Annotated in this window: 30 protein-coding genes and 1 riboswitch; of the genes, 20 read left to right on the top strand and 10 right to left on the bottom strand. The window is 45.8% G+C overall.

The window, feature by feature from the left end:
• Positions 1-22: 22 nt before the first annotated feature.
• Entirely contained in the window at positions 23-907 is an 885-nt protein-coding gene (locus tag ACN0W5_RS13680; RefSeq protein ID WP_417454651.1) for a LysR family transcriptional regulator, read from the bottom strand.
• 115 nt (positions 908-1,022) lie between these two features.
• Between ACN0W5_RS13680 and ACN0W5_RS13675 the strand changes: the two genes are divergently transcribed.
• The 5 genes from ACN0W5_RS13675 to ACN0W5_RS13655 all read left to right on the top strand — a co-directional run bounded on the left by ACN0W5_RS13675 (position 1,023) and on the right by ACN0W5_RS13655 (position 4,130).
• Positions 1,023-1,310: a DUF1330 domain-containing protein gene (locus ACN0W5_RS13675; RefSeq protein WP_417454650.1), complete on the top strand. Its 288-nt coding sequence runs from the start codon at positions 1,023-1,025 to the stop codon at positions 1,308-1,310.
• Between the two features lie 90 nt (positions 1,311-1,400).
• Entirely contained in the window at positions 1,401-1,751 is a 351-nt protein-coding gene (locus tag ACN0W5_RS13670; RefSeq protein ID WP_417454649.1) for a YciI family protein, read from the top strand.
• A 117-nt stretch (positions 1,752-1,868) separates the two neighbouring features.
• Positions 1,869-2,384, top strand: coding sequence for a GNAT family N-acetyltransferase (locus tag ACN0W5_RS13665; RefSeq protein ID WP_417454648.1), 516 nt, complete (start codon positions 1,869-1,871; stop codon positions 2,382-2,384).
• A 140-nt stretch (positions 2,385-2,524) separates the two neighbouring features.
• Positions 2,525-3,187 carry an HAD family hydrolase gene (locus tag ACN0W5_RS13660; protein WP_417454647.1) on the top strand — a complete coding sequence of 221 codons (663 nt, stop codon included), beginning with the start codon at positions 2,525-2,527 and terminating at the stop codon, positions 3,185-3,187.
• Between the two features lie 64 nt (positions 3,188-3,251).
• Positions 3,252-4,130, top strand: a complete 879-nt coding sequence (locus tag ACN0W5_RS13655) for a hypothetical protein (protein ID WP_417454646.1) — start codon at positions 3,252-3,254, stop codon at positions 4,128-4,130.
• 173 nt (positions 4,131-4,303) lie between these two features.
• Here ACN0W5_RS13655 and ACN0W5_RS13650 read toward each other — a convergent pair whose 3' ends face one another.
• On the bottom strand, positions 4,304-5,116 hold the full coding sequence (locus ACN0W5_RS13650) for a DUF2189 domain-containing protein (protein WP_417454645.1): 813 nt from the start codon (positions 5,114-5,116) through the stop codon (positions 4,304-4,306).
• A 359-nt stretch (positions 5,117-5,475) separates the two neighbouring features.
• Here ACN0W5_RS13650 and ACN0W5_RS13645 point away from each other — a divergent pair, with 359 nt between their 5' ends.
• Both ACN0W5_RS13645 and ACN0W5_RS13640 read left to right on the top strand, forming a co-directional pair.
• Complete coding sequence (locus ACN0W5_RS13645) at positions 5,476-7,200, top strand: tetratricopeptide repeat protein (RefSeq protein WP_417454644.1); 1,725 nt, start codon at positions 5,476-5,478, stop codon at positions 7,198-7,200.
• A gap of 23 nt (positions 7,201-7,223) precedes the next feature.
• Complete coding sequence (locus ACN0W5_RS13640; RefSeq protein ID WP_417454643.1) at positions 7,224-7,682, top strand: GNAT family N-acetyltransferase; 459 nt, start codon at positions 7,224-7,226, stop codon at positions 7,680-7,682.
• Between the two features lie 72 nt (positions 7,683-7,754).
• Here the strand turns inward: ACN0W5_RS13640 and ACN0W5_RS13635 are convergent, their stop codons facing one another.
• Positions 7,755-8,657: a LysR family transcriptional regulator gene (locus ACN0W5_RS13635; protein ID WP_417454642.1), complete on the bottom strand. Its 903-nt coding sequence runs from the start codon at positions 8,655-8,657 to the stop codon at positions 7,755-7,757.
• Positions 8,658-8,798: 141 nt separating this feature from the next.
• Here ACN0W5_RS13635 and ACN0W5_RS13630 point away from each other — a divergent pair, with 141 nt between their 5' ends.
• The 5 genes from ACN0W5_RS13630 (at position 8,799) to ACN0W5_RS13610 (ending at position 12,546) form a co-directional block, all read left to right on the top strand.
• On the top strand, positions 8,799-9,164 hold the full coding sequence (locus tag ACN0W5_RS13630) for a YybH family protein (RefSeq protein ID WP_417454641.1): 366 nt from the start codon (positions 8,799-8,801) through the stop codon (positions 9,162-9,164).
• Between the two features lie 147 nt (positions 9,165-9,311).
• Positions 9,312-10,100, top strand: a complete 789-nt coding sequence (locus ACN0W5_RS13625) for a VOC family protein (RefSeq protein ID WP_417454640.1) — start codon at positions 9,312-9,314, stop codon at positions 10,098-10,100.
• A gap of 177 nt (positions 10,101-10,277) precedes the next feature.
• Positions 10,278-10,640, top strand: a complete 363-nt coding sequence (locus tag ACN0W5_RS13620; protein WP_417454639.1) for a hypothetical protein — start codon at positions 10,278-10,280, stop codon at positions 10,638-10,640.
• Between the two features lie 275 nt (positions 10,641-10,915).
• Positions 10,916-11,938, top strand: a complete 1,023-nt coding sequence (locus ACN0W5_RS13615) for a glutathione S-transferase family protein (protein WP_417454638.1) — start codon at positions 10,916-10,918, stop codon at positions 11,936-11,938.
• On the top strand, positions 11,935-12,546 hold the full coding sequence (locus ACN0W5_RS13610) for an antibiotic biosynthesis monooxygenase (RefSeq protein WP_417454637.1): 612 nt from the start codon (positions 11,935-11,937) through the stop codon (positions 12,544-12,546). Before ACN0W5_RS13615 ends, ACN0W5_RS13610 begins: the two co-directional genes overlap by 4 nt.
• 30 nt (positions 12,547-12,576) lie before the next feature.
• On the opposite strand, the gene ACN0W5_RS13605 is transcribed toward ACN0W5_RS13610, so the two are convergent.
• From ACN0W5_RS13605 to ACN0W5_RS13590, 4 genes are all read right to left on the bottom strand, one after another.
• Complete coding sequence (locus ACN0W5_RS13605) at positions 12,577-13,698, bottom strand: FecCD family ABC transporter permease (RefSeq protein ID WP_417454636.1); 1,122 nt, start codon at positions 13,696-13,698, stop codon at positions 12,577-12,579.
• Between the two features lie 201 nt (positions 13,699-13,899).
• The gene (locus tag ACN0W5_RS13600; RefSeq protein ID WP_417454635.1) at positions 13,900-14,883 is read right to left on the bottom strand and encodes an ABC transporter substrate-binding protein; all 984 of its coding nucleotides are present in this window, start codon (positions 14,881-14,883) and stop codon (positions 13,900-13,902) included.
• A 60-nt stretch (positions 14,884-14,943) separates the two neighbouring features.
• Positions 14,944-15,885 carry an ABC transporter ATP-binding protein gene (locus ACN0W5_RS13595; RefSeq protein WP_417454634.1) on the bottom strand — a complete coding sequence of 314 codons (942 nt, stop codon included), beginning with the start codon at positions 15,883-15,885 and terminating at the stop codon, positions 14,944-14,946.
• A gap of 88 nt (positions 15,886-15,973) precedes the next feature.
• Positions 15,974-16,162 carry a hypothetical protein gene (locus ACN0W5_RS13590; protein ID WP_417454633.1) on the bottom strand — a complete coding sequence of 63 codons (189 nt, stop codon included), beginning with the start codon at positions 16,160-16,162 and terminating at the stop codon, positions 15,974-15,976.
• A 107-nt stretch (positions 16,163-16,269) separates the two neighbouring features.
• A riboswitch (cobalamin riboswitch) is annotated at positions 16,270-16,490 on the bottom strand.
• Between the two features lie 155 nt (positions 16,491-16,645).
• Here ACN0W5_RS13590 and ACN0W5_RS13585 point away from each other — a divergent pair.
• Positions 16,646-17,617, top strand: coding sequence for a tetratricopeptide repeat protein (locus ACN0W5_RS13585; RefSeq protein ID WP_417454632.1), 972 nt, complete (start codon positions 16,646-16,648; stop codon positions 17,615-17,617).
• A 165-nt stretch (positions 17,618-17,782) separates the two neighbouring features.
• The gene (locus ACN0W5_RS13580) at positions 17,783-18,472 is read left to right on the top strand and encodes a hypothetical protein (protein WP_417454631.1); all 690 of its coding nucleotides are present in this window, start codon (positions 17,783-17,785) and stop codon (positions 18,470-18,472) included.
• Positions 18,473-18,507: 35 nt separating this feature from the next.
• Here the strand turns inward: ACN0W5_RS13580 and ACN0W5_RS13575 are convergent, their stop codons facing one another.
• The 3 genes from ACN0W5_RS13575 to betI form a co-directional block, all read right to left on the bottom strand.
• Positions 18,508-19,407: an NAD(P)-dependent oxidoreductase gene (locus ACN0W5_RS13575; protein ID WP_417454630.1), complete on the bottom strand. Its 900-nt coding sequence runs from the start codon at positions 19,405-19,407 to the stop codon at positions 18,508-18,510.
• A gap of 123 nt (positions 19,408-19,530) precedes the next feature.
• Complete coding sequence (locus ACN0W5_RS13570; RefSeq protein WP_417454735.1) at positions 19,531-19,698, bottom strand: DUF6058 family natural product biosynthesis protein; 168 nt, start codon at positions 19,696-19,698, stop codon at positions 19,531-19,533.
• 84 nt (positions 19,699-19,782) lie between these two features.
• On the bottom strand, positions 19,783-20,421 hold the full coding sequence (gene betI / locus ACN0W5_RS13565) for a choline-responsive transcriptional repressor BetI (RefSeq protein WP_417454629.1): 639 nt from the start codon (positions 20,419-20,421) through the stop codon (positions 19,783-19,785).
• 89 nt (positions 20,422-20,510) lie between these two features.
• On the opposite strand from betI, the gene choX reads away from it, so the two are divergent.
• The 6 genes from choX to ACN0W5_RS13535 all read left to right on the top strand — a co-directional run bounded on the left by choX (position 20,511) and on the right by ACN0W5_RS13535 (position 26,737).
• The gene (gene choX, locus ACN0W5_RS13560) at positions 20,511-21,440 is read left to right on the top strand and encodes a choline ABC transporter substrate-binding protein (RefSeq protein ID WP_417454628.1); all 930 of its coding nucleotides are present in this window, start codon (positions 20,511-20,513) and stop codon (positions 21,438-21,440) included.
• A 63-nt stretch (positions 21,441-21,503) separates the two neighbouring features.
• The gene (locus ACN0W5_RS13555; protein WP_417454627.1) at positions 21,504-22,388 is read left to right on the top strand and encodes an alpha/beta fold hydrolase; all 885 of its coding nucleotides are present in this window, start codon (positions 21,504-21,506) and stop codon (positions 22,386-22,388) included.
• Between the two features lie 274 nt (positions 22,389-22,662).
• Entirely contained in the window at positions 22,663-23,691 is a 1,029-nt protein-coding gene (locus tag ACN0W5_RS13550; protein WP_417454626.1) for an ABC transporter substrate-binding protein, read from the top strand.
• A 215-nt stretch (positions 23,692-23,906) separates the two neighbouring features.
• Positions 23,907-24,674, top strand: coding sequence for an ABC transporter ATP-binding protein (locus ACN0W5_RS13545; RefSeq protein WP_417454625.1), 768 nt, complete (start codon positions 23,907-23,909; stop codon positions 24,672-24,674).
• Positions 24,667-25,629 carry an ABC transporter permease gene (locus tag ACN0W5_RS13540; RefSeq protein ID WP_417454624.1) on the top strand — a complete coding sequence of 321 codons (963 nt, stop codon included), beginning with the start codon at positions 24,667-24,669 and terminating at the stop codon, positions 25,627-25,629. The genes ACN0W5_RS13545 and ACN0W5_RS13540 overlap by 8 nt, the downstream gene beginning before the upstream one ends.
• 76 nt (positions 25,630-25,705) lie before the next feature.
• A complete protein-coding gene (locus tag ACN0W5_RS13535; RefSeq protein WP_417454623.1) occupies positions 25,706-26,737 on the top strand; it encodes a tetratricopeptide repeat protein in 1,032 nt (343 codons plus the stop codon).
• The last annotated feature ends 22 nt before the right edge of the window (positions 26,738-26,759 follow it).

Raw genomic sequence — 26,759 nt, 5'->3', positions numbered from 1 at the left:
TGCGAAAAATCAAGTAAGATCATCAATCACTCTCAATAATGCCTTTCCGTTCCTTAATTCGTTGGACGAAGAAATCGATAAAGGTACGGATGCGGGGGACGCGGCGCAGGTCTTTGTGCATGAGCAACCAGATGTCGCGTTGGCTGACGGTTTGGCCGGGGGTGAGGCGGATGAGGTTGGGATCTTGCTCGCCGATAAAACAGGGCAGGATGGTCGCCCCGATGCCAAAGCGTACAGATTCCAGTAAGGTGGCGACGGAATCACTGCGCAGGCGACACATATGATCGGGAATTTCGGGGGCCAGTCTGGGCCATGTGGGCGTCGCGGTGCCATCGTCCCAGTTTAGCCAGACAATCTTGTCATGGTCGCCCTTTAAGCTGTCGAGATAATCCCGGGACGCATAGGATGCAAAGGTGGCAGTTGCCAGCTTGCGACCAAAGAGATCTTCATTGGGGGTGTTGGTGGCATAGAGGGCCAAGTCTCCGAGCAATGGGTTGTTGGATATATCTTTATCAATCATATCCTGCGTGCGAATACGCAGGTTAATATCGGGATATTTTTGCAAAAATCCGGACGTCACAGACATCAGCAGATGGTTCGAAAGAATATCGGTTGTGACGATATGGATTGTGCCGCCTTGTTGCTCGCTCAGTCCGGCGATGTTTTGATTGATATCCTCAACTTCTTTTTCCAGTCGGGCGGCACCCTCAAATATTCGTTGTCCAGATGGGCTTAGCGTGTTGCGCTTGGCGCTTCCAATAAAGAGGTTCAGGCCCAGCCTGTCTTCAAAGGATTGGAGCTTGCGCGATACGGTGCTTTGATCCAGGCCGAGCTGTGCTGCCCCGGCTGTGATTGATCCACAGCGGGCAACGGCCAGAAATATACGAAGATCATCCCAATTTTCCATCCATGCAATATAGCATAGTTTTTATGTAAATCTATCTATTTACGGTTTTTGTACATGTGTGTGACAGTGCGTTTACCCATTCAAATTTGTCATGTGTTCAAAAAGGAACCACAACATGTCTGCATATTTTGTTGCGCATTTCGAGGTGAAAGATCCTATTAAACTGGCAGCCTATTCAAAAGCTGCGGCCCCGATTATTGCCGCGTTTGGTGGTGAGCTGTTGTTCAAAGGCGGGGCAGATAAGGTCCTCACAGGGACAGACCCGCTGCCAAGTACCGCAGTGTTCCGTTTTCCGGATCAGGAAAAGCTGAATGCTTTTTATCTCTCCCCGGAATATCAAGCCCTGACCGTTGCCCGCGAAGCGGGTGCAAACATGGTCCTGTCAGCTTTTGATGCTGCCTAGGGCGGCGTAAAATGACGCCCTGAAAAGAAGGCCAGCTTGGAAATATAGCTGGCTTTTCTTTGGGCTCGTCTTTTTTCAGAGAGGAATAGGATGCCGCTAAAACCAAAAGACTTACAACCTGAAAAGACAAGGATGCCAGAAAACGCAAGGATGTTTGTGATTGACCTTACATATATCGTTCCGCTTGAAGCGGTTGATCCCTTGATTGATGATCATATAAGCTTTTTAAAAAAGTACTATGCACAGAAAACCTTCATTGCATCGGGGGCGAAGGTTCCCCGTGAGGGTGGGGTTATTCTGGCGGTATCTGATAGCAAAGAAAAAATCGAAACTCTGATAAATGAAGATCCGTTCCACCAAAATAACGTGGCCCGTTACACCATTACCGAATTCAGCCCGACGATGACGGCCTCTGCGTTGGGATCAATGTTGTCTGCGTAAAATACCGGAATAAAAATTCCTGTACCTGTTTTACAGCTCACCTTGAAAACTGTACCTTGGGATTTGCCGTAAGATATTGATAGAAAAGACGAACACAGCGCGATAGGTGCAATATAAATGTTAATCCGCCTTGCCCGAGAAACCGATTTTGCCGCCGTGGTTGAACTTTATGCCGAGTTTGGCGGGGACGTTCCCGGAATTTCCGGCGACGAAGGGTTGGTCCGGTGGCGAGAGATACTGGCGCATCCCGGCACGTCGGTCATTGTCGCCGTGGATGAGGGTAACGACGCAACAGCGGGGGGACAGGAAAAGGGGCAAGCCTGTGACCCAACCTGTGTCCCCGTCTGCGCAATTGTTACGCTGCATGTTTTGCCCAACATGACCTATCTCGGGCGGCCTTATGCCTTGGTTGAAAATGTCATTACATCGCAAGCATATCGCGGGCAGGGAATTGGCCGACAGGTAATGGAACGGGCCATTGATATGGCATGGGACGCCAATGCTTATAAAATTATGCTTTTGACGGGCAAGGGTCGTAAAGACGGTGGCGCCAAGGGTTTTTATGAAAGTTTGGGCTTTTCTGACGAAGATAAATACGGAATGACTTTACGAAAGCTGCCCGCGCGTAAATAATGTTTTTGTTTTTTTGATACACCTTTTCCTTCTTCGGTCGTTTTCTTTTGTTTGCCTTGTTCATCTGGATCGATTGAATTCCTTTGTTTCTATACTTTTTTGCCCTTCAATGCGGGGGTGTGAATACGGGAGTGCGCCTTTTGCCTTTTGATGCCAGTGAGTTACAGGCTGTTGTTTTTGACATGGATGGCCTGTTGATTGATTCCGAAGCGATCTATCTGCGGTCTTCGGTTGATGCGGCCAAAGCATTGGGCTTTCATCTAAGTGATGATCTTTACAAGTCTGTCGTTGGCCTGCCCATGAAGGCGGGTGAAGGCATTATTCGCAAGGGTATGGGGGCCGATTTTCCCTTTGATGAATTCAACAGCAAAATGCACGAATTGCTAGAGATCGCATTTGCGCGTCATGTGCCATTAAAAACAGGCGTCGAAGAACTATTGGCACATTTGGCAGAACGTGATCTGCCCATAGCGGTGGCGACCTCTACCAGTAGAAAACGGGCAGAGAGCCATTTGGAACACGCAGGGGTTCGGTCTTATTTTTCCACGATTGTGACGTCTGATGATGTGTCCCGTGGAAAGCCCGACCCTGAACCCTATCTCTTGGCGACAAAGGGGTTGGGCGTATCCCCTCAAAGCTGCCTTGCACTGGAAGATTCCCACAATGGCGTGCGTTCAGCCCATCGGGCAGGATTACAAACCATCATGATCCCGGACATGTTGGCCCCCACCGATGAGATTTCGGAACTCTGCATCGCGGTAATGGAAAGTCTGCATAAAGTGCGGGAACAGTTTCTGGTTTAATAGTTGTTTGTTTTGATGTGGTGTGGGTATAAACATCAACCTTGAGAAGAAACGAGAATTCAAAATGACAGCAATCCCGTCGACCATTCCTGCAAAACTTCCTGTCTTCGATACGTTGCTTGATGCTTTTAGTCTTTGGGGACGTAATTTTTTATACTTTGCCCTAATCGCTGCTGTTTTTGTGACGGGGATTACCTTTTTTCCTACAGGAGTAGTTCCTGATTTTATCACCGGGATTACAAACGGGGAAACACGTTTTCTTTATCTTGCTGATGTGGCTATTACCGTGTTGCTTACCTATGCACTCTATTGGTTGGTTTCCTGGCGTTGCTTCCAACAACTAAATAATACGGATAGTAAAGAAACAGGTAACTGGTTTCCCAAAGAATTTTTGCGTTTGAACACAACGCTCCTAATCTTTTTGATTATTGCAGAGGTGATATACCCAGCGGTTGAAGTGTATATCTATGATGCGTATACCTCTCATGTTTTGGTTGATCGTTTATTGAACTCTGATAATCCGGGATCTATTCTAAGCGAATACTCTATCGTTTTGGACATCGCCCTACAGGCACCAAATTATATATTTGGTATTTTACTTTTTGTTTTTATACCGCTTTCCGTGATTGAAAAAACAAATTTTATTAAGGCTTTAAAGCGTACACTAGAACTCAGTAAGGGCAATTATTTTGCTATTCTGGGGCTGTTTTTATTGAACTTGGTTGTTGCAGCTGTTCTCGGGGCGATCATCTGGGCTTGTTTCTCTTTTTTGGCTGAATTTCCCGACCTCTTTGATTTGTTAGCTATCCAGTCAAAGTTTTTTGTTCAAATCTTTGTACCTTTTGTTCAATGGGGCCTGATGCTTACGTTCACGGTTGCGCTTTGGGCCGCGACCTATGCACGTCTTTTGGCGATGAAAAAAGCGAATCTAACGCAGAACTAAGAGATCTCTCAAGCACAAAGATTCCTGCTGGGAGGTTTCTTTACTGCACCTGATCTTCGGGGGTGTGTTCGCCAATAGGGACTGTTTTTCGTGCTGAAAATTGACTGAGGGGATGCCGCCAAATGATTGGTCTGGGGCATTCCCCTAGGTATTTCTGTCTTACACAAAAGAATCTACTCTGCCACCACCTTGCGATAGAGGTGCCATGTGGAATGCCCCAACACAGGCATGACCACGCATAACCCGACAAAGAACGGGATCGACCCGATCAGCATTGAACCCGCTACAATGGTGCCCCACACCGCGATGGGGATCGGGTTGGTCATGACAACTTTGACCGATGTTTGCACGGCCAAAGCGGCGCTGATGTCTTTGTCTAGCAACATGGGGAAGGAAATCACGCTGATGGCAAGAACCACAACGGCAAAGACAAACCCAACGCTACAGCCGATAAGGATAAGGTTCCATCCCGCGGGTGTTGTCAGGACCTGACCAATAAAGACACCAATTGACGTGATTTCAGTGGTGCCAAAAAGCGTGTTGAAAAGCATAAGCGCGGTGACCAGCCAGACCAGAAAGATAACCGTCAACAATATCCCCAGCGCACTGATAGACCCGATAGCGGGGGAATGGCATATGTTAAAGATGTGACGCCATGCCAAGCTCATCCCCTTTTCCCGACGACGGCTGAGTTCATACAGGCCTAACGCAGCAATCGGCCCCAACAGCGCAAAGCCGGACACGATGGGAAAGGCGAGGGGAATAATGTCATACCCGGCGGTCATACGGGCGGCCAAAAGGCCGATGATGGGATAGATAATAGCCAGCAACAGAATATGGCTGGGCCTGTGTTTGAAATCATTCAGCCCCTTGGCAAGAACATCCATAAGATCTTCGACGCTAATTTTATTGATTTTGGGAATGCTTTTTACGGCGTCCCTTTCCAGATGGGCGACGGGATCATATTGCGTTGCAGTCTTTGGCATAAGCTTTTCTCCTGAACCAATGGTTCGCGAACAGCACAGACAACTTGATACAATTTCGCAATTGGGCGACAGGCAAACGCCAATCAAAAGGGCAGGCACAAATTAAAATACTGACATTCCGCAAAGGCGGTTTCTGTCGCCCAACGGGGCCGCTATCCGCTTTTCTAAGCACTATATTACACGAAAAGAGCACCGCCGTCACCTCGCGCTGGATCACAAGTAAATGAAGTCAGGTTGTTTCACTCTCTTGGGGGAAGTTGTTCTAGGAAGATGAGAATATTACAACGTATGCTTGTTCATTTTCTGCGACAGATTATAGTGTTCATCCTGTAACGAAACGCGGGGGGGGGGGGGCGTAAATGCGATTTGTAGTTGTCGGCTTATTGATTTTATTGGCAGCAGGATGTGTTTCATCAAAACCACAAACTGGATCATCAACAAAAACTGTACAGTCAGATTTGGACTGCAACGCAACGTTTCCTTTGTCTTGCTTTACGCTCGGTAATAAGTATCGAGACGCAGAGGGACTTGATAGAGATTATCTCAAGGCAGTTCAGGCATACGAGCTTTCGTGTGATGCTGGCTTTAAACCTGGGTGCCATAACCTTGGTGACATGTATTACAGCGGAAGTGGGGTGAAACAGAACTATGCTACAGCTGCGATATATCTGAATGAAGCCTGTCTTTCCGAGTATAAATGGAGCTGTTTACGCTTGGCTAGCCTCTACGACAGAGGCTACGGTGTTGAAAAAGACGTTGATAAAGCGACGGCGTTATATAACAGAGCTTGTGATAAGAGTTTTTCTGAAGGCTGCTTAACCCTCGGAAACCGTTATTATAATGGATATTATTCTCAGCAAGGGGTCGAGCAGGATTATGATAAAGCCTATCTGTATTATAAAATAGCCTGTGAACAGGGAAACGGGGAAGGCTGTCATAATCTGGGTATTCTTTATTCCTTGGGCAAAGGTGTTGATCGGGATAAGGACAAGAGTTCGGATTATTTCAATTTAGCTTGCAAATCAGGCTATGCACCCTCTTGTCGGAAAACTAAAGAAGTCCAGTATAAAAAGCAGAACGAAATTCCTTTTTATCTAAAACAATATGTAAAGATTAATTATCAAGAAAAAGCCAAAGAGCTAGAATCTTTATGTCAGGATGGGAATGCGCAATCCTGTGCTGATTTGGGTGCATTTTATATTTATGGAACAGGTGTGGCACCGAGTAGGGAAAAAGCTTTTCATTATTTCGATCAAGCCTGTTTCGCGGGAAATGCCAGAGGCTGCTCGGGTGTTGCTGAATATTATAATAAAGGGATACTCGTTCCGAGAAATGTCGATAAAGCGGTTTCTCTTTTTAATGATGCGTGTGATGCTAATTTTTACCCAGGGTGTTTGAATCTTGGTGAATTTTATGAGACAGGGGTGCGTGGTGCTCCTGAAAATAAGCAAGCGATAGCTCTCTATGAAAAAGCGTGTGAGGGTGGTTTTTCCAATGGATGCATAAGCCTAAGTTTTGTCTATCAGAAAGACCAAATTGTAACGAAGCAACCAGCTTTATCCCGCGAGTATTGGGATAGAGGGATGTCTTTGTCCGAAGCATCCTGTGAAAAAGGTGACGTGGTATTCTGTTCTCAACTGGCTAGGATGTATCGCTATCCTCATCGAAAAACCCGTAACGGCGAAAAAGCTATCGATCTCTTTCAGTTTTCGTGTGAAAGATCTTACGGATACGCCTGTAATGAAGCCGCTGATATGTATCGTTTAACCGATACAATAAAACGCGATATGGGGAAAGCGACGCATTACTATAATCAAGCTTGCAAACTCGGTTACGCAAAGGGATGTCATAATCTGGGATATTTAAAACGGGTGGGCTTGCGCGTTGATCAAAATTATCCCGAAGCTTTGATGCTATACGAAAAGGGATGTTCAGGAGAGAACAAGGCTTCTTGTTATGACCTCGCCCGTATGTACGAAGAGGGCGAAGGCACCGAGAAGAATATGATCAAAGCAAAAGAATTCTATACGAAAGCCTGTGATCTTGGGCATGTATATGCGTGTAATAAATCCAAAGAGTTTTAGCGATCTTTGAGAGGGAATAAAGAATGCTAAGAACAAGGCCAGTTGAAAGCCGTGATCTGGATCTGATTTGTGAACATCGTCAAAAGATGTTCCAAGCGAGTGGAAAACCCCGTGAAGAGGAACTCGTGGCGATGGATGTTCCCTTTCGCGATTGGCTGAGGCCACGTCTGGAAGATCGTAGCTATTTTGGATTTATTGTTGAAAACGAAGGTGAGGCCATCGGTGGTATTGGCTTGATGGTTATTGACTGGCCGCCACACCCTTCACATCCGCAGGATGATCGCCGGGGATATGTGCTTAATATGTTTGTCGAACCTGATTATCGTGGGCGAGGTGTTGCGACGGATTTAATGAAGGCGGCAGATGTTGAATTTCAACGTCGAGGTATTCGCTATGCTATTCTTCACTCAACCAGCAAGGGGCGCCCTCTCTATGAACATTTGGGCTGGTCCGGGACAACAGAAATGGCAAGGCAATATTAATTCTCGGTTTGCGTGATATAGAACCTTATTCTTTCATCCATTCAGCCTGTCTTTTGTTGTTAATGCGTGTTTTTAGTTCATTGGCTTATCGCTGACAGAAGAGGGGGAACGCAATTGTTCGCGGATAAGTGTGATAAAATCGCGGACACGTTGTGGCGGTTTGGTGTCAAACTGATGCAAGGCATAGATCGGGGCGACACCAAGGGGAGATACTTTGATTAGAGAACTAATTGCGTCGATTGAGGTCGCCGTGATGTCTGGTAATCTGGCAATCCCTAGGCCACTTTGGGTGAGTTTGAGGATATCGGGCAGGCTGTTACAACGTGCACGTGGTAGAACTTTAAAAGATACCCCTTGCGGCAAACTATAAGTTACAGGGTTCCCCTGCCATTCATTGGCAATATGATCCCATTTTTCCAAAGCCTTCAGGTTATTTGGAATGCCGCCTTGCGCTTTGATGTAATCTGAATGTGCGTAGAGGCTTTCGCTTAACGTTCCAATCTTGGTCACGCGGGCGGTTTGTCCCGTCAGTTTGCCAACGCGAACGGCAAGATCGATATGCTCTTCGATCAGTTTGATTGATGCGTCTTCGGCGACCAGACGTACAGACATTCGGGGGTAACGATTCAGATAAAGCTTGATTGCGGGGGTGATAACAGCGGCACAAAGTGCGTGAGGGGCGGTAATGGAAAGAGTGCCCTGTGGGTCGCCCTTATCTTCCCAAATTCCTTCCAATGCATCGTTGTAGGCGTTCTTTATAGCAAGGCAGCTGCCATAGAAACGTGCACCTGCATCTGTTAAGGTCAATGATCGGGTACTGCGCTGGAGCAAGCGGGTATTCATGTCTGCTTCTAAACGGGAAATTGTCTGACTGATCGCGGATTTACTGCGCCCCAAACGGTTGGATGCCGTGGTAAACGAGCGTGTGTCCACAACCTCTATAAAGGTCAGCATGTCATGAATATTGGGCTTCATTGTTTAATTTTCCTAAACTATGAAATTATCTAATGCCATCTTATCGTCTTTACCTTCTCATGCAATAAAGATCCTGAAACCAATCAGATGAAAACAATCTAAGTGGTCAAGGATATTTGGGTGAATTGAGGAGGTCGTAAAATGACGACGGATCTAAAAGCAGCGGTTATCAAGGCGAGTGAAAAGTGGAAAACGGCCTTTAATTCAGGCGATGCCGTGGGGTGCGCCGCCTGTTACGAAACCGATGCGGTTATGGTTGCAAAACCCTTTGGGGCCTTTGCCGGACGTACTGAAATCCAATCCTTCTGGCAGAACCTGATCAACGATGGCTTTACCGGTGTTGACTATATAAATCCGGAAATCATGGTTCAGGATGAAAAATCAGTTCTTTTAATCAGTGGCTGGAAGATGAACAAAGCGCATGGGGTTATCACTCGTGAACTTTGGGTGCTTCAGGCCGATGGCACGATGGCGTTGCGCGAAGATCACTTCGAAGCCCAGGGATAAATTCTTTTAGGGCTGAGGAGGTTGAAAATAGCAGGGGCAGCCCTAGGATTAGGTTTTGATAGATATCTGGTTTTGTGGGCAGCCTTACAGGGAGTAATATTGAGAAAAACGAAGGGTTCATTTGCTTTTATGTAAAGGTGTTTCTAAATGGCGCACATAACAGGTACATATTTTCGAGTGCCGGATTTTTCAGATATTTGTGAGTTTTACGCTGACTTGCTAGGGATGACCATTGTTCGCAAAGATGCAGACTGTATTGTTTTCAGTTTTAATTTTTCTGAAAATTGCCTTGTATTTCAAAAAGCTGATGTTGCAGCTTATCAAGCTGGGCAAAAAGACTTTTATTGGAAAATCGGTATTACTCTCAAGAACCTGGATGAAGCTGTCAGTTATTTACGGGGTAGAGGCCTTATCCTGAATGATCCCTATCAGTTCAGGGATATTGGATATATGACTAAGCTCACAGATCCCAAGGGCTTTCATATTGAGTTACTGCAACAAGGGTTTGAGGGGAATGAACAAGCGCTTGACCACAATTCCGTAGCATCGGGGCATGCCATAGCTGATCAGGCTATTCTGGCACATATTACGCTGCGAGTTACTGACCTTGTTACGGCGCGTGATTATTTCGAAAATAAACTGGGGATGCGCTTGATGTCTATCCAACCCGTAGAGGACAGAGGGTTTTGTCTATATTTTTATAGCTGGAACGATGAGACTTTACCAAATCCTGATCTTACAGCGGTTGCTAATCGTGAATGGCTTTGGCGGCGTCCTTATAGCTTGCTTGAGTTACAGCATTGGGAAACAACTGGATTACACCTTTCCTTAACACCCCCAGATCAGGCTGGTTTCGATGGGTTTTCATTTCAGGGAAGATCACCTGTTAAGAGCAAAGTTTCTTCCGACGATCTCTCAAGAGCTTTGGTATCTTAATATTCTGAGAAAATAAGTAAAAGCACCAAAGGAAAATATCAAGATGAACGCCCAAGATAAATTCCTTGGAAATTCCAGAGGAAAATTTCTGTCAGTTATCAAAAAGTACTGACACCAGGCTGTCAGTAGGGTGTTGTTATAGGTGTGGTCTCTTTAAATTTTAAAATGGACTTCACAATGCAATACGATACCGATTTAATTTCTCCCCATAAAGATTTGTTTCTTGCGACTAGAAAATACCTGCTTTCTTTTTCTGGCATGATTGAGGTTAAAAAGGATCGCATCACCACCTATGCCTATAAATCACCAGTTCTTTTAAATAAAAACCAAAGTACCAAAAATACCGGGGGCAATATCTGTCATATGCGGACGATGTCCCATGGTATTGATCTGGGTTTCTTAAAGGGGGCACGTATGAAAGATGATCTGGAACTTTTGCAGGGAAAAGGTAAAGCCATGCGTGTTCTATCGCTTTCATTGTTGAATAAAGATGCTGTCAAATATTATGTGGATCAGGCCATTTTGTTAAATGAAGGCTAGAAAAGTGAGTAATTGAAGTAAGTATATTGTTCTATTTTTGAGACGATGAGTTTTAAAATGGATGTCTTGTTCTGAAATAATGCTGGGTTCATATTTCTTATCAAGAAAGGCACCGTGGGTTGATCGTGATATTCGGGGAGGCGTAATTCTAAATCAAAGCCCACAGCCAAATTTTTGGAAATGACTTAATTGCACGAACATTTTTTATCCATCTTCGGTTTAGATAGCCCGCTTTGGATAAGTATATCGACGATAGACAATAAGGAACTGGTAATATGCCCGGCAAATTGATCAATGGTATCTGGACCCGTGAAGAAGATATCAAGGCATCCGAAGATGGTCAGTATCGCCGCGAGGAAACGTCGTTCCGTCACTGGATTGTGCCCGAAAGCGTTGGCCGTGATGAAACTAGTGCTGCTGATGGAAATGGGACAAATGAACAGAACATAAAATTTACACCCGAAGCGGACCGATATCACCTCTATGTCAGTGATGCCTGTCCTTGGGCACACCGCACTTTGGTTATGCGCTCGCTGAAGGGGTTGGAAGGTGCTATTTCGGTATCAACTGTGAGCCCGATTTTAAAGGATGACGGTTGGGAATTCACCAATGTTGTCGGGGATATATCCGGGGATGTTACCGGGAATATTGAGGGCGGATATCCCGATCATTTGTGCGGTGAATCCTTTTTGCGCGAAATCTATACAGCGGCTGATCCAACCTATACAGGACGGGTCAGTGTACCGGTACTTTGGGACAAAAAACTCAACACCATTGTCAGTAATGAATCAGCAGAAATCATTCGTATGTTGAACTCTGCCTTTGTGGGTGTTGCTGGTAATAATACGAACTTTGTTCCTGATGACTTGAGGGACGAAATTGATGATGTGAATGATCTTGTTTATCAAAAGATCAACAATGGTGTTTATCGCTGTGGTTTTGCGGGAACACAAGCAGCCTATGAAGATGCCGTAAGTGGTTTGTTCGATGCCTTGGATGTGCTTGAAAGGCGGCTTGATGGTGTAGAGTATTTGGTCGGGAACCAATTGACCGAAGCAGATTTGCGCCTGTTCACAACCTTGATCCGCTTTGATGCGGTGTATTTTTCCTTGTTCAAATGCAACTTACGTCGCATTGCTGATTACCCGAACCTGTCTGCGTTGGTAAAGCGGATCTATGAACAGGGATCAGTTGCCCAGACGGTGAAGCTGGATCAGATCAAGATCCACTATTGGGGTAGCCTGCGCCAGTTGAACCCCACGGGCATTGTGCCTGTTGGTCCAGAGGCTGTATTATGACCCGGCAAACCAAGGATCGCGATGGAAACTGCGTTACGAACAACCCCGTCGTTCTTGCCGTAACAGACCATGTGCCGTTGACAGAACAAGATCGTTACGAGGCACTGGTTGACGAGCTGCATCAGCTTTTTAAAACCGAGGATGGTTTCTTATCGGTTGATACGGTTCGTTATAATCGGGATCGCCAAATGGAATATACGGTTCTGTCCAGATGGGTGGATGAAGTATCCGCAAAAAAGTGGCGCGAAAACCCGCGGATCAAAAACGTGCTGATGCAAATCGAAACCATCACCGGGGGCGCGGCAGATATGGTGGTCGCATCAGGGGTCGGGCTTTGGTTCGACCATATACGGTTTGATCATATGGAGGAGATAACATCAGAGGACACAGAACCCGGCTTGCCCCCAATCTGGAAGCGTATCGTCCTGAGTGTGATCGGGGTTTATCCGATGTTGATATTGTTGTTGGAACTGATCGGCCCGATTATCGGCTTTCTGCCACGGTTGGCACAGGACTTCATTCTTGTTGTTGTGTTATCCGCATTGCTGACCTGGCCTGTTATGCCCTTTCTCAGCCGTCTTCTGCGTCCTTGGCTGATGGTGAGATGAATGTTGTTGTTGTTGTTGTTGTATCGGTGGCTATCCCTTTTTACCTTGGCCCAATAGCCAGATAAAGAACAGGCCACCGACCAGTCCGGTTATAATGCCAATAGGCATATCTTCGGGGGCCATGATGGTTCGGGCCGCAACGTCAGACCAGATAACAAAGATCGCCCCGACCAAGGCTGATCCCGGCAGGATGTATCTGTAATTTCCCCCGACCAAACGGCGAAGTATGTGCGGGATCATCAGACCGACAAAGCCAATAATGCCGGAAAAGGCCACCATCACCCCCGTTACCAAGGCCCCGACGATAAAGATAATAAGCCGGAAGCGCGCGACAGGTATCCCAAGGGTCGAAGCCGTTTCATCCCCAACCGTCATGGCATTGAGATCGCTGGATTTAAGATAGAAATAAAGCCCGCCAAGCGTCAGGATAACCAAGGGGTAGATAAGTTGGGACCATTGGGCAAGGCCAAGGCCGCCGAGCATCCAGAACACAACGGTATGGGTTGATTTTTGGTCCCCAAGAAAGATGAGAATATTCGCCCCGGCCATAATGACAAAAGACACGGCGACCCCGGCAAGGATCAGCCGATCAGCAGATGTGGATGCGGTCATGCGGGACACCAGAAGCACAAGGCCAGATGCGGCCAGCGCGCCAAAGAAAGCAAAAAGTGGAACCGTCGCCAGCCCTAAAAACATGCCTGTGTGTAACAGGGCAATGATCGCCCCGAATGCAGCACCGGATGAAATGCCCAATAGATGAGGATCAGCAAGCGGGTTTCGGGTTACTGCCTGTAGGGTTGCGCCGACAATGGCCAGCCCGGCACCGACAAATCCGGCAAGGATGGCACGGGGAAAGCGAATGTCCCAAACGATCGCCTCGCGCCCTTTGGACCATGTCTGTTCGATCGTGTCTGGAGAAATCTTGTTCAGAACAATGCCCCAGACCGTCTGGGCAGGGACAGAGATCGCACCGATAGAAACTGCTAGGGAAAAAGAGATGATAAGAAAAAACAACCCCAGTGTGATCATCACGGTCATTTTTCGTTCTGATAATTGGGATGATAAAACCGACACCCGGTTTCGGGGCTGTGTGGTCTTCCACGCAGAGTGCCCGTGAACGGTGTCGTCCCCAAGGGGGGATCTTTTACTCATACTCTCAAATTCCTTAGTTTGTTACCCTAATGAAGGCAGAAGTAACGGGTTCTTACGTCGTGATAGGGGGCGGGCGAATGGGACGGGCCAATGGTGGGGATTTTCCCCCAAAAAAACAAATCACCGTCCTAAATCACCCGCCCCAAATTAATTCATACAGGCCCTATAATCCCTGAACTTATGGTCTGGGGCATTTAGGACTTATGACCCCTGAAAACCTGCGGCCAGTTTCTTCACGGCTTTGATGTTACGGGGGCCGGGGGTTGCTTCGACATATTCAAGAACAACAAAACGGTCATTCTTGACGGCATCAATATCTGCAAAGGCAGGGTTGTTTTTCATGAACGCAATCTTTTGTTCGGCTGTGACCTTGCCATAGTTCACGATCACGACAACTTCCGGGTTACGGTCAACCACAGCTTCCCAGCCGATTGTGCCCCAGCTTTTTTCGAAATCGTCCATAATGTTCTTGCCACCAGCTGCTTCGATCAGGGCTGTCGGCATCGCATAGCGACCGGCTGTAAAAGGTTTGTCTTCGCCACTGTCATAGACAAAAACACGCAATGGTTTTTCTGGTGATTTCAGGTTGTCCTGAATGGTGGCCATTTCAGACTTGTACCCGGCGACAAGTGCTTCTGCTTTTTCTTCGATGCCGAAAATTTTACCCAGATTCAACAGGTCGTTATACATATCAACCATTGTGATCTTTGGGCGATCGATAATGTGGCTACAGGATTCAGTTAGCTCATAAACATTAATGCCAAACGGGGCGAGGGTTGCTGGCGTTACTTCGCCGCCGACTTTCATGCCATAGTTCCATCCGGCAAAATACAGATCCACATCATGCCCGATTAGGGTTTCTTTGCTGGGGTGTTTGGCGGCCAGTTCGGGCAATTCCTTGACCTGATGTCGCATTTCTTCGTCCAGCGTTTTCCAGCCTGATACACCTGTATAGCCAACCATGCTGTCGCGCAGGCCAAGGACCAGCATCATTTCTGTCATGTTGACATCGTGAGATACGGCTGCTTTCGGCGGGCTGTCAAAGGTAACTTGTCGGTTACAGCTTTGGACCGTGACGGGATCGGCAGTGGCCTGTGCCGGGGTCAGAATGGCAGCCGCTGTCAGGGATGCAGACAAGATACTGCCTATGACAAGACGGGAAGGTAACAGTGAGTTTTTAAACATCTTATTTTCCATTGATAGAGGTAAGTTTTTGTAAGCTGCTCTGTGGAAACACAGAGGCGGTTATCGAGAAAGGTGGAAGGTAAAGTGGGGTTGATCACTGGGCATCAAACGCTGAATACGACTGGTAATCCCAAAAGCTTGATCAACAAGGGGTTCAGTCAAAACCTGATCTGATGGGCCAAAGGCCAAACTGTGACCATTGGCGAGAACCAGAACATCATCTGTATGCTGCCCCACAAGATTGAGATCATGCAGACTGGTGATGATGGTCATGTTCAAAGTACGCAAAAGCGAAAGTACTTCGAGTTGATGGCGAATATCCAAATGGTTTGTGGGCTCGTCCAGAATAAGAACATGCGGTTCTTGGGTTAGGGCACGGGCAACCATCACGCGCTGTCGTTCGCCGCCTGACAAGGTGCCAAAGGATCGTTTGGCGAAACTCAATAGGCCCAAGGTTGTAAGGGCGTTTTCGATAATTGCTTTGTCTTCTGACCCAACTTGGGAAAACCCACGACGGTGCGGGGTACGACCCAAGGCAACGATTTCCCAAACTGTTAAGGCAAAATCAGTTGGTTGTTCTTGAAGAACTGCGGCTATTCTTTGCGCAGCTGAACGCGGGGACATGGCCCATAGATCTTCGTTATCTATCAATACTTGCCCGGTTCGGGGCTGGTGAAAGCGATAGAGCAAACGCAACAGGGTTGATTTTCCGGCACCGTTAGACCCGACAATGCCCAGAACGCGTCCCGGTGCTGCACGAAAACTGATATTAGACAACAAATCAGGTTGTCCATTTGGTCCCCAGGAAAGGTCTTTGGCCTCAAGTAACGCGGCCTCAAGTATTGGAGCCTTCTGAGATGTTGCGAAATCAGATGTTGAGCCCTGAGATTTTGGTTCACGAGATTTAGGCTCTTGAAATTGTGGCCCATGGGGTAAAATTTTTTGTGACGCTGGATCTGGCCTTGTCACTAAGTCAGGTGTGTCTAGATTAGATATGGTCAAACCAGATGTATCCTGTAGAGATGCACATTTCATTTTGGATGAAATATAACATAAATTGTTATGTTATAACGTTTCGATTGATTGTTTTCTACAGGGTATAATCCCGGGGCGCAATCCCCCGAAGCGCACAATCGTGCCCATAGGTTGATCGCGTAGAAAGGACAAGTGGTAAGAGCTGTGTTTTCGCTCTTCTATTCTTGTTTCCCCGACTGCCGATAATGTTGGGGCAATTGTTCAGAAAGTTGTCTGATGACTTTTGGGTCGTGTTCTTTTTCATAGCACCCTCCGTGCCTGGGCAGAGAGGGAGGAACAGCGATATCAGGTCGCGGCTTGTATTGCCGGATAGCCATCTTTATCACCCATCCCGAGGCACCCCGCCCGGTTAGCGTTGATAACAAAAATGGCAGGTCTCCTGACTTGCGGGTCGAAGCAACATCTGAACCTTCCCGAACCCTATGGGGTCAGTGGTTTATCTCAGAATAGCTCGCCGCTTACAGTTGCGGGGGCAGTCACGGAATTGGCACCTGATGGTTACACCGCACCGTGTTCCCTTTTCATTCCAGACTCAGCTTTGAAATCCAGAAACCATCGCCGCAGATGCTGTCAAAAAGAAGGGGAATAATCAAGGTGAAAAATCTATGGTGACTTAAAAACGGATCGATCATAGTTTCATTCTTCTCTTCCTTGTATCGAGCGAGAAGATCAACTATTGCTAGAACACTGATTAATGTGTGGGTAATTATTTTTTTAAAGAACAGATATGAAATTTTTATACTGTAAATTATTTATAACTATTATAACCACTTTCCTCTCCTATCATGCGGCTTTTGCCGATCAACTGACAGATAATAAATTGGCTACGCTTTTTGACGAGTGTGATAGAGCCGACATGGATGCCTGTAACAATCTTGGTGTGTTGTATGCTGAGGGTAAGGAGGTTGCAATTAACACGAACCAAGCTCATGTGCTTTTTTTGCGCGCATGTGATGGTGGGCAAGGAATAGGCTGCGCTAATTTAGGGGAGTTATATTCAAAGGGAAAAAGTGTTCCACAAGATATGGGCAAGGCTGCTTTATACTATGAACGCGCTTGCCAAATGAAAATTGCCGGTAGCTGTTTTTCAATATCTAAATTGTACAAAACGGGCAGTGGTGTTGCCGTGGATCCTCAGAAAGCCTTTTCCTATTACATGCATGAAAGTGAATTGAGTTTGAAATCCGGTGACTATCAATTTCCCTTTTGTCTTCAGTTTGAAAAATCGAGTTGTTATCAAGTCGCATATGAGAACAAGAGAAAAGCTGCTGAAAAAGAAAAGCTTAGAATTGTAACAAGGGTATGTAAACAAGGTATTCCCTGGGGGTGTTACGAGTTGGGGGGGCTATATAGAGAAGGCCGTGGCGTAGATAGAGATATAAAAAAGGCGCTATCATATTATCAGGGTGCGTGTAGTGAAGATAATCCACAACTTTGCGATGAGATCGAAGCTGTTTACCAGGAAAGTACTGGCATAAAAAGAAGTGACAAAAAAATAAATTCTTTTTATGAGCAAGCTTGTGCAGATGGTGATGGGCTAGGATGTTACGGTCTCGCCAACCTTTATTCCAAAGGGATACACGTTAAACAGAGTAGGGAAAAGGCGCGTCTGTATGTTGAAAGAGCATGTGATTATGGGGAAGCGATTGGCTGTATCACTGCAGAAAAAGACAACAATAAAAACAAGACTCTTCAATAAGCTAAGGATGCAATTGCATTGCCTTAAGACCCTAACCTGTATTTTTTAGCATCAATATTTCTCGATAGGTTCATATGAATGATTAGATATTCGTTCTTTCTTTTTACATGCATTCTTCTTTCTTTCAGTATGGCGAAAGTCACGAAAGGAGAGGAAAGCTCAGTAGTGTCGGGATATGTTCTTGATCAATTAACTATGCAACCTGTCGTTGGTGCAGTCGTAGAGTATCAAGAATGGAATGTGGCATCAAAGGCCAAAAAAACGAAGGGTAATGATGGACCTAACCATGATAAAAAAGCATTTACAGATGCTCATGGGCGGTTTGTTCTTACGTTTGACCCTAATCGTGTGCTGGACTATTCAACTGAAAAAGGCGAATTTAACGGATACCCGATAAAGGTTAGTTATCAAGATAACTCCTTATTTTCTATTCTCGATGTTTTTACTTCCAAAATGCAAAAAAAAACGAGTAAGAAACAGGATTTTCATAATTTAATTATAATTGATCCAGAGTGGATTGTTGCTCCTCCCCCTACGACACCAGCATTTATCAGCTTTTTAGATCAACTCAATTTAAGTACGATCTCAGCAACAAACTGCGTTGGAAAAGGAGAGATTTATCAGAGGTCTAGGGTTGCTATATATGCTCTTAATACTGCACGGAAAGTAAGTTGGCGGTATAAAAGTCTTTCCGATTTTGATTTTCAAATAGTTACCCAAGCTTATTTAACTGTAAATCGATTGTGGCAGTATTTCTTTTACTCTTGTCAGAGTAGAAAAGGGGTGGGGGCTGAGCATGCACGCTTTTTATCAGAAAGTATTAACAATGAGATTGCGCCCCATTTGAATAATTAAATAATTTTCCCAGATTAGCGATGGCGACGAAATGTTCAAGCTCCCCCCTTTGATGCTGGTAGTCGTTTTCTTAATGCCTCGATGACTTTGGTTTCTGCTGAGGCTGCGTAACCATCGTCCATAGCTGCCTGAAACGCATCAAGTGTGGCGGCGCCGATTTGTGGGGACAGGCCAAGTTTGTGGGCGTACTTTAAGCCGTAATCTGTGTCTTTCAAGCGCCATTTGGTTGAAAAGAGGACGTTTTTCTCATGTGCTCCCTCAACCATCAGCGGGGCGTTTCTGGCAACCTGTGGGCTGCCAGATCCACTTGTGCCAAGGGCCTTTGCCACAAGGTTGAGGTCCAACCCGGCGCGTTCGGCGGTGATTAAGCCTTCTGCTGCCGCGGCGATCTGTATGGACCCCATTAAATTGACGATCAGCTTATAGGCTGTGCCAGATCCGATTGGGCCAAAATGGAGCTGGTTTGATGAAATAATTTCCAGAAAGGGATGGGCTTTATCAATGGTACTTTGTTCACCGCCCAGAAAGAGAGTGAGTTGACCGCTTGCCGCCGCATCTGGCAGCCCGGTCACAGGACAATCCAGATAATCCAGCCCTTTTGTCTTTGCAGCGGCTGATAGTTCTTCAACCCAATCGTGGGACAGGGTCGAACACTCTATCGCCAGTGTGCCGGGCTTAAGATCGGCGTTCAACACACCGTCTGGTCCCATCCACATTGCTTTTGACGCAACGTCATCCCCAACCATGACAAAGATCGCATCGGCATCCTGCGCCGCCAAGGCTGGAGAGGTCGCAAGTGTTGCACCACGATCAACCAATGGCATCGCCTTTTCGCGTGTCCGGTTAAAGACATGAACATCGTGACCTGCATCGATCAATCGCGCGGCCATACCCGTGCCCATCAGGCCAGTTCCTAAAAATGCTATACGTGCCATGTTGTTATACCTTGGATTACTGTAGAGAATTATCAGGGGGATAAATATCCTTGGGCAAGAATTGTATTCTATCTACCAAAGTGTTAGGCGCAAGAGTTCTTTATGGAACAGCTATCAAATACGTTAAATTCTATACTGTTTCCTGACAATATTGATGCATCTTTGGCGTGAGGTCGTAGGAACCTCGTGTGGGGCAAAGTCGGCTTCTACCTTGTTCAGAAAATTAACGACAGTTTGCAGTCGCGATTTGCTGAGGGGGGATATATTCTCTGGGCTGTGGTGTTGTTTTATGTGGCTGATATCATGCTTGGATCACGTAGCTTTTGATATTTGTTTTTCTGTTACTCTTGAACGGTATGATTTAGGGGTGAATAATTACCCTTTGTCGATGTGTATTTTAACAAATGTGTTGATTTGAGTTAAAGCCTCCTCTCTGTTTATTCTCCCCATACTTAGTCCAAGCCTTAACCATAATCCGTCGATAAATGTGCTTATGCCGATGGCTAATGATTCAGCATCTTCATCTGGAATAATTTCTCGTAATGCAGATACCAAGTTGCTATGCATTCGGCGATGTATTGCGTTTTGTACTCTTTCAAAACTTTCGATATGAGGAACTTCTGAGCAGAGTGCTAGCCAAGCATGAGCTATTTCTGGCTTGAAGAATTTTGGCGAAAAATTTCCGTCTATTACAGCTTGAATTCTCTCGCGAGGGGAATGTGCCGTTTTAAGTAATTCAATAACTTCGTCTCGCAGCAAAGCATTTGCATATCGCATAGTGGATTCAATCAAAGACTCTTTACTTTTAAAATAGTGCAATACGATCCCTTTTGAAACACCAGCACGGGCAGCAACCTGGGATAAGCTGGCTCCTTTGATACCAAGCTCTTGTAATAATTCGAATGAGGCTTCGATAAGTTCTTGTTTTCTTATTTCTACGATAGTGCGTCGTTTCATTTGGAAGACTTTAATTTGACTGGTTTCGGATATAGCAAAACACCAAGGGTTTGACATTGGTTGACCGGTTGGTCATTATATTAACCGATCGGTCAATAAAATATCCATCTGGTCAATATTAATTAACATAAATAAAGGATAGGGACATGGGAAAAGTACACATCTTGAGTGGAATAGCTTTTACATTTTTGCTAGGGACATCCCAAGTGTATGCAGACAGCTGTAACCAAGTAAGATTGGCAGAACCAGGGTGGACTGATTTAGCTTACACAACGGGTATTGCTGAAGCTGTTCTTGGGGAATTGGGCTATGAAACAAAAAGCGATGTTTTAGGACTTCCTGTTATTTATGCAAGCCTCGAAAACAAAGATCTTGATGCATTCTTAGGGTATTGGGATCCTGCGATGGAAACCTTCTACCGTGATTATAAAGAACGCGATGCTGTTATTACGACAACTCAGAACTTAACTGGTGCCAAATTTACATTGGCTGTTCCTAAATATGTCTATGATGCAGGTGTCAGAGATTTTGCAGACTTGGCTAAACATGCAGAAAAATTTGATCATAAAATGTACGGAATTGAACCGGGCAGCAATGATATTATGGACAAATTAATCAAAGATAATGCTTTTGATCTGGGAAGTTGGTCCATTGTAGAATCAAGCGAACAGGGAATGTTATCACAAGTGAAACGTTCTACTCGCAGGGAAAAGTGGGTCGTATTTCTTGGCTGGGCACCTCACCCGATGAATTCACAATTTGATATCGCTTACCTTACAGGTGGAGATGATTACTATGGCCCTAATTATGGTGGTGCGACTGTACATACCCAGATGAGAAAAGGGTATGAACAAGCATGTCCGAATGTCGCAAAATTTCTCAATAATTTGGTCTTTGACATCGAACTGGAAAGTGAAGGAATGGGTTATATTTTAAATGATCATCTTTCACCAAAAGAGGCTGCCATAAAGACAATTAGAAATCATCCTGAATATTTGGATAAATGGTTGGCTGGTGTCACTACTCGTGATGGTGGTGAAGGGTTGGCGAGTGTTAAAAAAGCTCTGGTACTCTGATTATCTATAACTCCCTGGAACTCAAGGACGAGATGACTCGTCCTTATTTTTTTGGATACATTTATGAAAACTCTGTTGGATACAGGTAAGGTATTATGGGTTCATGAGCGAGGAAATCGTGAAAACCCTACGGTCGTCCTGATACAGGGACTTTCCATGCAAATTGTTGACTGGCCTGAACATTTCCTCAATGCGTTAGAGAAAGAATTTCATCTCGTACTATTTGATAATAGAGATATCGGTTTATCTGAACAGTTGAATGGTGCTATTCGTTTTGAACAAGTCAAGAGTTTCGAGCAACTTAAAAAGATATACCGTAACCCTTTTTATACTTTGAATGACATGGCAGAAGATGTTCTGTCGCTGTTCAGAAAGTTGGAAATAACAACGGCACATGTTGTCGGATATTCCATGGGAGGAATGATTTCACAGTATGTTGCTGCAAAGTTACCTCAACAGGTGTTGAGTTTGACTGGTTTAATGACCTCTGGCGGCCAAGCTGGTTTGGCATGCTCAAAAGATGTAGAGTTGGCGATATTACAGCAAACGTGGGATTGGGGTGATATCGAAAGTGTAGTCAAGCAGTCATGTTTGGTAGAAAATTTATATACGGGTTCCGGTTATTCATGGTGTCAGAATGAGTTTGAGGAAAGCTCAAGAGTGAGTTTGAAAAGGTCATATCGACCACATGGGGTTTGCCGTCAGTTGTTAGCCATTTTGTACTGTGATGATCGAAGAGAGATGCTGGAAAGTCTTACAATTCCTACGTTATTTATACATGGAGATGAAGATCAATGTATCCCCTTTGAGCATGCAGTTGAAGGGGCTAGTCTTATGCATGGTGGTGAGTTTTTAAAAATACGCGGTATGGGGCATAGTTTCCCAGCAAGTCTCCAATCTTATTTCGCTGAACTGATTACTAAGCATATTAATAACAGCATAAGCTAAGAAAAATGCCCATAATGTATTGTGCTACAGGGATCTATGCGTATGGGAAAATATGTAATATAGCAACCTACTTTATAAGCTTGTTGACTTGACCTCACAAATTATTTTAGGCACTACTTTCTCCTGAAGAACTCTTCTTTTACGTCACCATAATCTGTATTCGCTTCATTTCCCGTTATGCTCGGCTTATTATATGCGTCTTATTTTCCATGAGGCAGTGAGCACTTTATAATCTGGGAATGAAAATCTGCGACGAGTAAACAAAGGCTGAAAAATGAAATTGAACCGGCGCGAAGCATTGGCGTTGATGGGGGGCACTTTGGTTGCATCCACTGTCGCGGCATCTACTCTGGCAACACCTGCTTTTTCAAAGAACCGTAAAATTACCGTTGGTGCGTTGCGGTTTACCAGCCATGCGGCAAGCTTTATCGCGCTAGAGCGGGGATACTTTCAGGAAATGGGTCTGGATGTCGAACTGAAGTTCTTTCAGGCGGCAACACCCATGGCCGTTGCGATCGCTTCTGGCGATGTTGATTTTGCTGTGACGGCCATTTCCGGCGGGTTGATTTCGTTGGCTGATAAAGGCGCGATCAAAGTTATCGGGGGCGTCTTGTCAGAAGAACAGGGCATTGATGGCCAGAAAATACTGGTATCTGACGCAGCCTTCAAGGCCGGGGTAACATCACCGGACAAACTGGATGGCAAGACCTTTGGCATGACCACCGCCGGGTCTTCGTTTCATTACATGGGCTCTCAAATTGCTGCGAAAGAAGGTGTTGCCCTGAAATTCAAGCCGCTTCAAAAGGTTGGGGCCATCATCGGTGCGCTGAAAACCGGACAGATTGATGCCTGGTCTATTGTGCCGCACATTGCCAAGCCACTGGCTGGGTCTGGGGCGGTGCATATCATTGGGGATGTGTCTGACTATCTGCCGGATTATCAGGTTACGACGGCTTTTACCTCTGCTAAAAATGCAGCGGAAGAGCAAGAAATGACCCGGAACTTTATCGCGGCTTACAGCAAAGGTATTGCCGATTATAACGCCGCCATGGTCGATGGCACGTTGGGGGATGCGGGTCGCGAAGAAATGGTCGATTTGATCCACCAGTATGTCTATGCCGATAAACCACGGGAAAAAGCGGCTAAGTCCATCATTAATGGATCTATGCGTTTGAACCCCGGTGTGGCAATGAATGCTGGTTCCATTGAAAAACAACTGAACTGGTTCAAGTCTGAAAATCTGGTAAGTGGCACGATCGGTCTGGATCAGCTAATTGATAGCAGCTACGTCAAAACCCTTTAAGGGCATTGTCCTCGTTTATGGGCCACTGATTGATTGGCCCGTGATTTATGTACCAGTGATTTATTGAATTGGGTTTTGCTCAACGGGATTTTGCTCATCTGGGATCAAAGTATAAGCGGCGGGGTTTTATACTCCGCTGTTTCTTTTTGATTATAACAAGTTGGTTCTATGCTTATGGAACTTTATGGGTATCAGGTTTATGGATATTAAGCGTTATGGATATTAAGCTGGCGGGCATTCATCATACCTATGGCGACCGGGAAGTCCTGCGCGATATAAACCTGGATATTGCATCGGGACAGATCGTTTGTATTGTCGGGCCGTCCGGCTGTGGAAAATCAACACTGTTGCGGTTGCTCGGGGGGCTGGAACGGCCCACTTCGGGCGATATTCTTCAGGTCGGGAATACGCCCGAGGGGTGCCTCAATCCGTTGACTTATGTGTTTCAGGACTTCGCCCTGTTGCCGTGGCGCACTGTGGCCGGAAACATTTCACTGGTTCTGGAAGATCACGGCATTGGTCAGGCCGAAAGCCAAGAAATTATCAATGATGTTCTTGCGCGTTGTAAGCTCAGCGATTTTGCCGATGTCTTTCCCAAGCAGATTTCTGGCGGTATGAAACAGCGCGTGGCTATTGCCCGCGCGCTGGCGGTGAACCCCGCTGTTATGTTGATGGATGAGCCACTCTCGGCGTTGGACAGCCAAACCCGCGAACTTTTGATGGACGATATTGTCTCGCTCTGGACCCGTCAGCCCTTTACCGCTGTGTATGTGACCCACAATCTGGCCGAGGCTGTGCGATTGGGACATAGGATTGTGGTGCTTTCCCGTCGTCCGGGCGAAATCCGAGAGATCGTGAGCATTGATAAACCCTTGTTAGAACGCAGACACGCCGACCCGGATCTGGAACAACAGCAAAACGCCCTGTGGCATATGATGCGGGACGAGGCCATGGCCGCAGATGCGGAGCTGATCAATGCCTAAGAAGTCACAGCCTGAGAAGTCAAAACCCGAGAATTTAAAGCCTAATAATGCCAAACAAGTATCTGATCCGAATTCAGGAATGAATACGCGAGATACCAATGCTTCTGTGGCAAATATTGGTGCCCCAAATACACCAGTTAAAGCTCCTGAACAAAGGAGCCAAACCAAAGGGCAGCCTGTCCCTTTTCGCGGTGGCGGCTTTGCCCCGGTATCCCGTCCGTGGATGGGATTTGTGGTGTTCTTTGTTCTGATTGCTTTTCTAGAGGCCGGAACCCGCATAGGGTTTATTTCTGCCCTGACCATGCCCAAACCGTCGGATGTTTTTAATACCTTTGTCGAGCTTTATAATTCTGGGTTGTTGTGGACGCATTTGGTCCCCAGCTTGACGCGCTTTGTTATAGGGGCTGCTATTGGCAGTTTAGTGGGCGTTAGTCTGGGCATTGCCATTGGCCTGTTCTCTTATGTTCGGGCGGGGCTGGTTCCCTTGATCGCGGCGCTTTTCCCGGTGCCAAAGATCGCGTTACTACCGCTTTTTGTGATCTGGTTTGGTATTGACGAAGCATCCAAATACGCCCTCATTGCCTTTGGGACTTTTACGCCGATGGTTGTCGCCACCTATGGCGCGGTGGACAATGTAGATCGTGGCCTGATCCGCATGGGACAGAGCTTTAACCTCTCGTGGTTTTCCATCGTACGTAAAATCGTCTTGCCGGGTGCCATGGCGGGTATTTTGTCGGGCCTGCGGATCGCGCTTGCCATCGCCATTATCCTGTTGGTTGCTGCCGAAATGCTCGGCGCAGAATACGGCATCGGTGCATATATCCTTCAAGCCGGATCACTCTACGATTTAGAGCGCCTTTTCACAGGCGTTGCCATCCTCTCAATCCTTGGCGTGTTTGTGAACTCAGCCATCGGATTGATTGAAAAGCGCGTACTGCGGTGGCGAGGAGTATGACACTTACTTCTTTTGATTGTTTTAGTTTTGGTTTAAATTTTTTTAATTGATATTTTCTGTCTGTTGTGGAGAAAAAATGCTTGGACTTAAAACGATTTTAATAAGGCTTGTTAGTCTTGTTTGGGTTCTACTCATTTTTGACGTTGCCAAGGCTGAAAATAATGCGAGCGAAGCATTCACCTCATTTGAAAATTCCTGTCTTTCAGGAGATTTAGATGATTGTAATACAACGGGATATTATTACGAACACGGCATTGGTGTTGAACTCGATCCTGATTTTTCTCTGCTGTATTATACAATGGCATGCGAGGGTAAAAATCGCATGGGGTGTTATAATCTCGGACGACTGTATGCAAATGAGCGTGGTGAATATAGAAACTACGAAAAGGCAGAGATATATTTAAAACAGTCTTGTGATGCAAAATATACACGAGCTTGTGGGTATTTAGGGGAGCTTTATACCACTGGTAAGCTGGGTGAAAAACATCGGAAAACCGGGATATTATTGTCAAAAAAATCTTGTGATGGAAATAACGTACAAGCCTGCACAAATCTTGGGGAATGGTATTGGAGCGGAGTGGGCGTTCCACAGGATAGCAAAAAATCTATTTTTTACTATGAAAAAGCCTGTAATGCTGATGGTGCAGAAGGGTGCTATCAGATGGCGTTTTATTATCAGTTCAGAGTTGCAAATAAAGATATTAACAAGGCTATAAAGCTTTATGAAAAATCTTGTGTAAAAGAACATCCTTGGAGCTGCTTGGCACTCGGCGACATCAATAATTCCGGGTATTATTTTACGCCTGATTATGCAAAAGCCTTATCCTATTTCCGTGGGATTTGTAATGAAAGGCTTGCTGTTGGGTGCGCGGAGTTAGGGCGTATGTATGCATCTGGCCGGGGTGTTCAGGCCAATGACCAAACTGCATTTGATCTTTTCCAAATTGCCTGTGACACAGGTGTTGCCCTGGGATGCTCTCAATTAGGCATTATGTATGCAGAAGGTCGGACTGTGCGAAAAGATCTAAACAAGGCAAAGCAGCTATTTGCGCAGGCGTGCGAATGGAAAGATAACATTGGTTGCCAAAAGAAGTTTGAATATCAATGAATAGTACGGGGTGATATATTCA

The sequence above is a fragment of the Kiloniella sp. genome (assembly GCF_048270245.1).
Lineage (GTDB): Bacteria > Pseudomonadota > Alphaproteobacteria > Kiloniellales > Kiloniellaceae > Kiloniella.
This window is presented reverse-complemented; position numbering and strand designations above follow the sequence as displayed.

Excerpts from the sequence above, each read along its gene's own strand:
- ACN0W5_RS13680 (WP_417454651.1), bottom strand. The coding sequence starts at position 907 with ATGGAAAATTGGGATGATCTTCGTATATTTCTGGCCGTTGCCCGCTGT.
- ACN0W5_RS13675 (WP_417454650.1), top strand. The coding sequence starts at position 1,023 with ATGTCTGCATATTTTGTTGCGCATTTCGAGGTGAAAGATCCTATTAAA.
- ACN0W5_RS13670 (WP_417454649.1), top strand. The coding sequence starts at position 1,401 with ATGCCGCTAAAACCAAAAGACTTACAACCTGAAAAGACAAGGATGCCA.
- ACN0W5_RS13665 (WP_417454648.1), top strand. The coding sequence starts at position 1,869 with ATGTTAATCCGCCTTGCCCGAGAAACCGATTTTGCCGCCGTGGTTGAA.
- ACN0W5_RS13655 (WP_417454646.1), top strand. The coding sequence starts at position 3,252 with ATGACAGCAATCCCGTCGACCATTCCTGCAAAACTTCCTGTCTTCGAT.
- ACN0W5_RS13650 (WP_417454645.1), bottom strand. The coding sequence starts at position 5,116 with ATGCCAAAGACTGCAACGCAATATGATCCCGTCGCCCATCTGGAAAGG.
- ACN0W5_RS13645 (WP_417454644.1), top strand. The coding sequence starts at position 5,476 with ATGCGATTTGTAGTTGTCGGCTTATTGATTTTATTGGCAGCAGGATGT.
- ACN0W5_RS13640 (WP_417454643.1), top strand. The coding sequence starts at position 7,224 with ATGCTAAGAACAAGGCCAGTTGAAAGCCGTGATCTGGATCTGATTTGT.
- ACN0W5_RS13635 (WP_417454642.1), bottom strand. The coding sequence starts at position 8,657 with ATGAAGCCCAATATTCATGACATGCTGACCTTTATAGAGGTTGTGGAC.
- ACN0W5_RS13630 (WP_417454641.1), top strand. The coding sequence starts at position 8,799 with ATGACGACGGATCTAAAAGCAGCGGTTATCAAGGCGAGTGAAAAGTGG.
- ACN0W5_RS13625 (WP_417454640.1), top strand. The coding sequence starts at position 9,312 with ATGGCGCACATAACAGGTACATATTTTCGAGTGCCGGATTTTTCAGAT.
- ACN0W5_RS13620 (WP_417454639.1), top strand. The coding sequence starts at position 10,278 with ATGCAATACGATACCGATTTAATTTCTCCCCATAAAGATTTGTTTCTT.
- ACN0W5_RS13615 (WP_417454638.1), top strand. The coding sequence starts at position 10,916 with ATGCCCGGCAAATTGATCAATGGTATCTGGACCCGTGAAGAAGATATC.
- ACN0W5_RS13610 (WP_417454637.1), top strand. The coding sequence starts at position 11,935 with ATGACCCGGCAAACCAAGGATCGCGATGGAAACTGCGTTACGAACAAC.
- ACN0W5_RS13605 (WP_417454636.1), bottom strand. The coding sequence starts at position 13,698 with ATGAGTAAAAGATCCCCCCTTGGGGACGACACCGTTCACGGGCACTCT.
- ACN0W5_RS13600 (WP_417454635.1), bottom strand. The coding sequence starts at position 14,883 with ATGTTTAAAAACTCACTGTTACCTTCCCGTCTTGTCATAGGCAGTATC.
- ACN0W5_RS13590 (WP_417454633.1), bottom strand. The coding sequence starts at position 16,162 with ATGAAAAAGAACACGACCCAAAAGTCATCAGACAACTTTCTGAACAAT.
- ACN0W5_RS13585 (WP_417454632.1), top strand. The coding sequence starts at position 16,646 with ATGAAATTTTTATACTGTAAATTATTTATAACTATTATAACCACTTTC.
- ACN0W5_RS13575 (WP_417454630.1), bottom strand. The coding sequence starts at position 19,407 with ATGGCACGTATAGCATTTTTAGGAACTGGCCTGATGGGCACGGGTATG.
- betI (WP_417454629.1), bottom strand. The coding sequence starts at position 20,421 with ATGTCAAACCCTTGGTGTTTTGCTATATCCGAAACCAGTCAAATTAAA.
- choX (WP_417454628.1), top strand. The coding sequence starts at position 20,511 with ATGGGAAAAGTACACATCTTGAGTGGAATAGCTTTTACATTTTTGCTA.
- ACN0W5_RS13555 (WP_417454627.1), top strand. The coding sequence starts at position 21,504 with ATGAAAACTCTGTTGGATACAGGTAAGGTATTATGGGTTCATGAGCGA.
- ACN0W5_RS13550 (WP_417454626.1), top strand. The coding sequence starts at position 22,663 with ATGAAATTGAACCGGCGCGAAGCATTGGCGTTGATGGGGGGCACTTTG.
- ACN0W5_RS13545 (WP_417454625.1), top strand. The coding sequence starts at position 23,907 with ATGGATATTAAGCTGGCGGGCATTCATCATACCTATGGCGACCGGGAA.
- ACN0W5_RS13540 (WP_417454624.1), top strand. The coding sequence starts at position 24,667 with ATGCCTAAGAAGTCACAGCCTGAGAAGTCAAAACCCGAGAATTTAAAG.
- ACN0W5_RS13535 (WP_417454623.1), top strand. The coding sequence starts at position 25,706 with ATGCTTGGACTTAAAACGATTTTAATAAGGCTTGTTAGTCTTGTTTGG.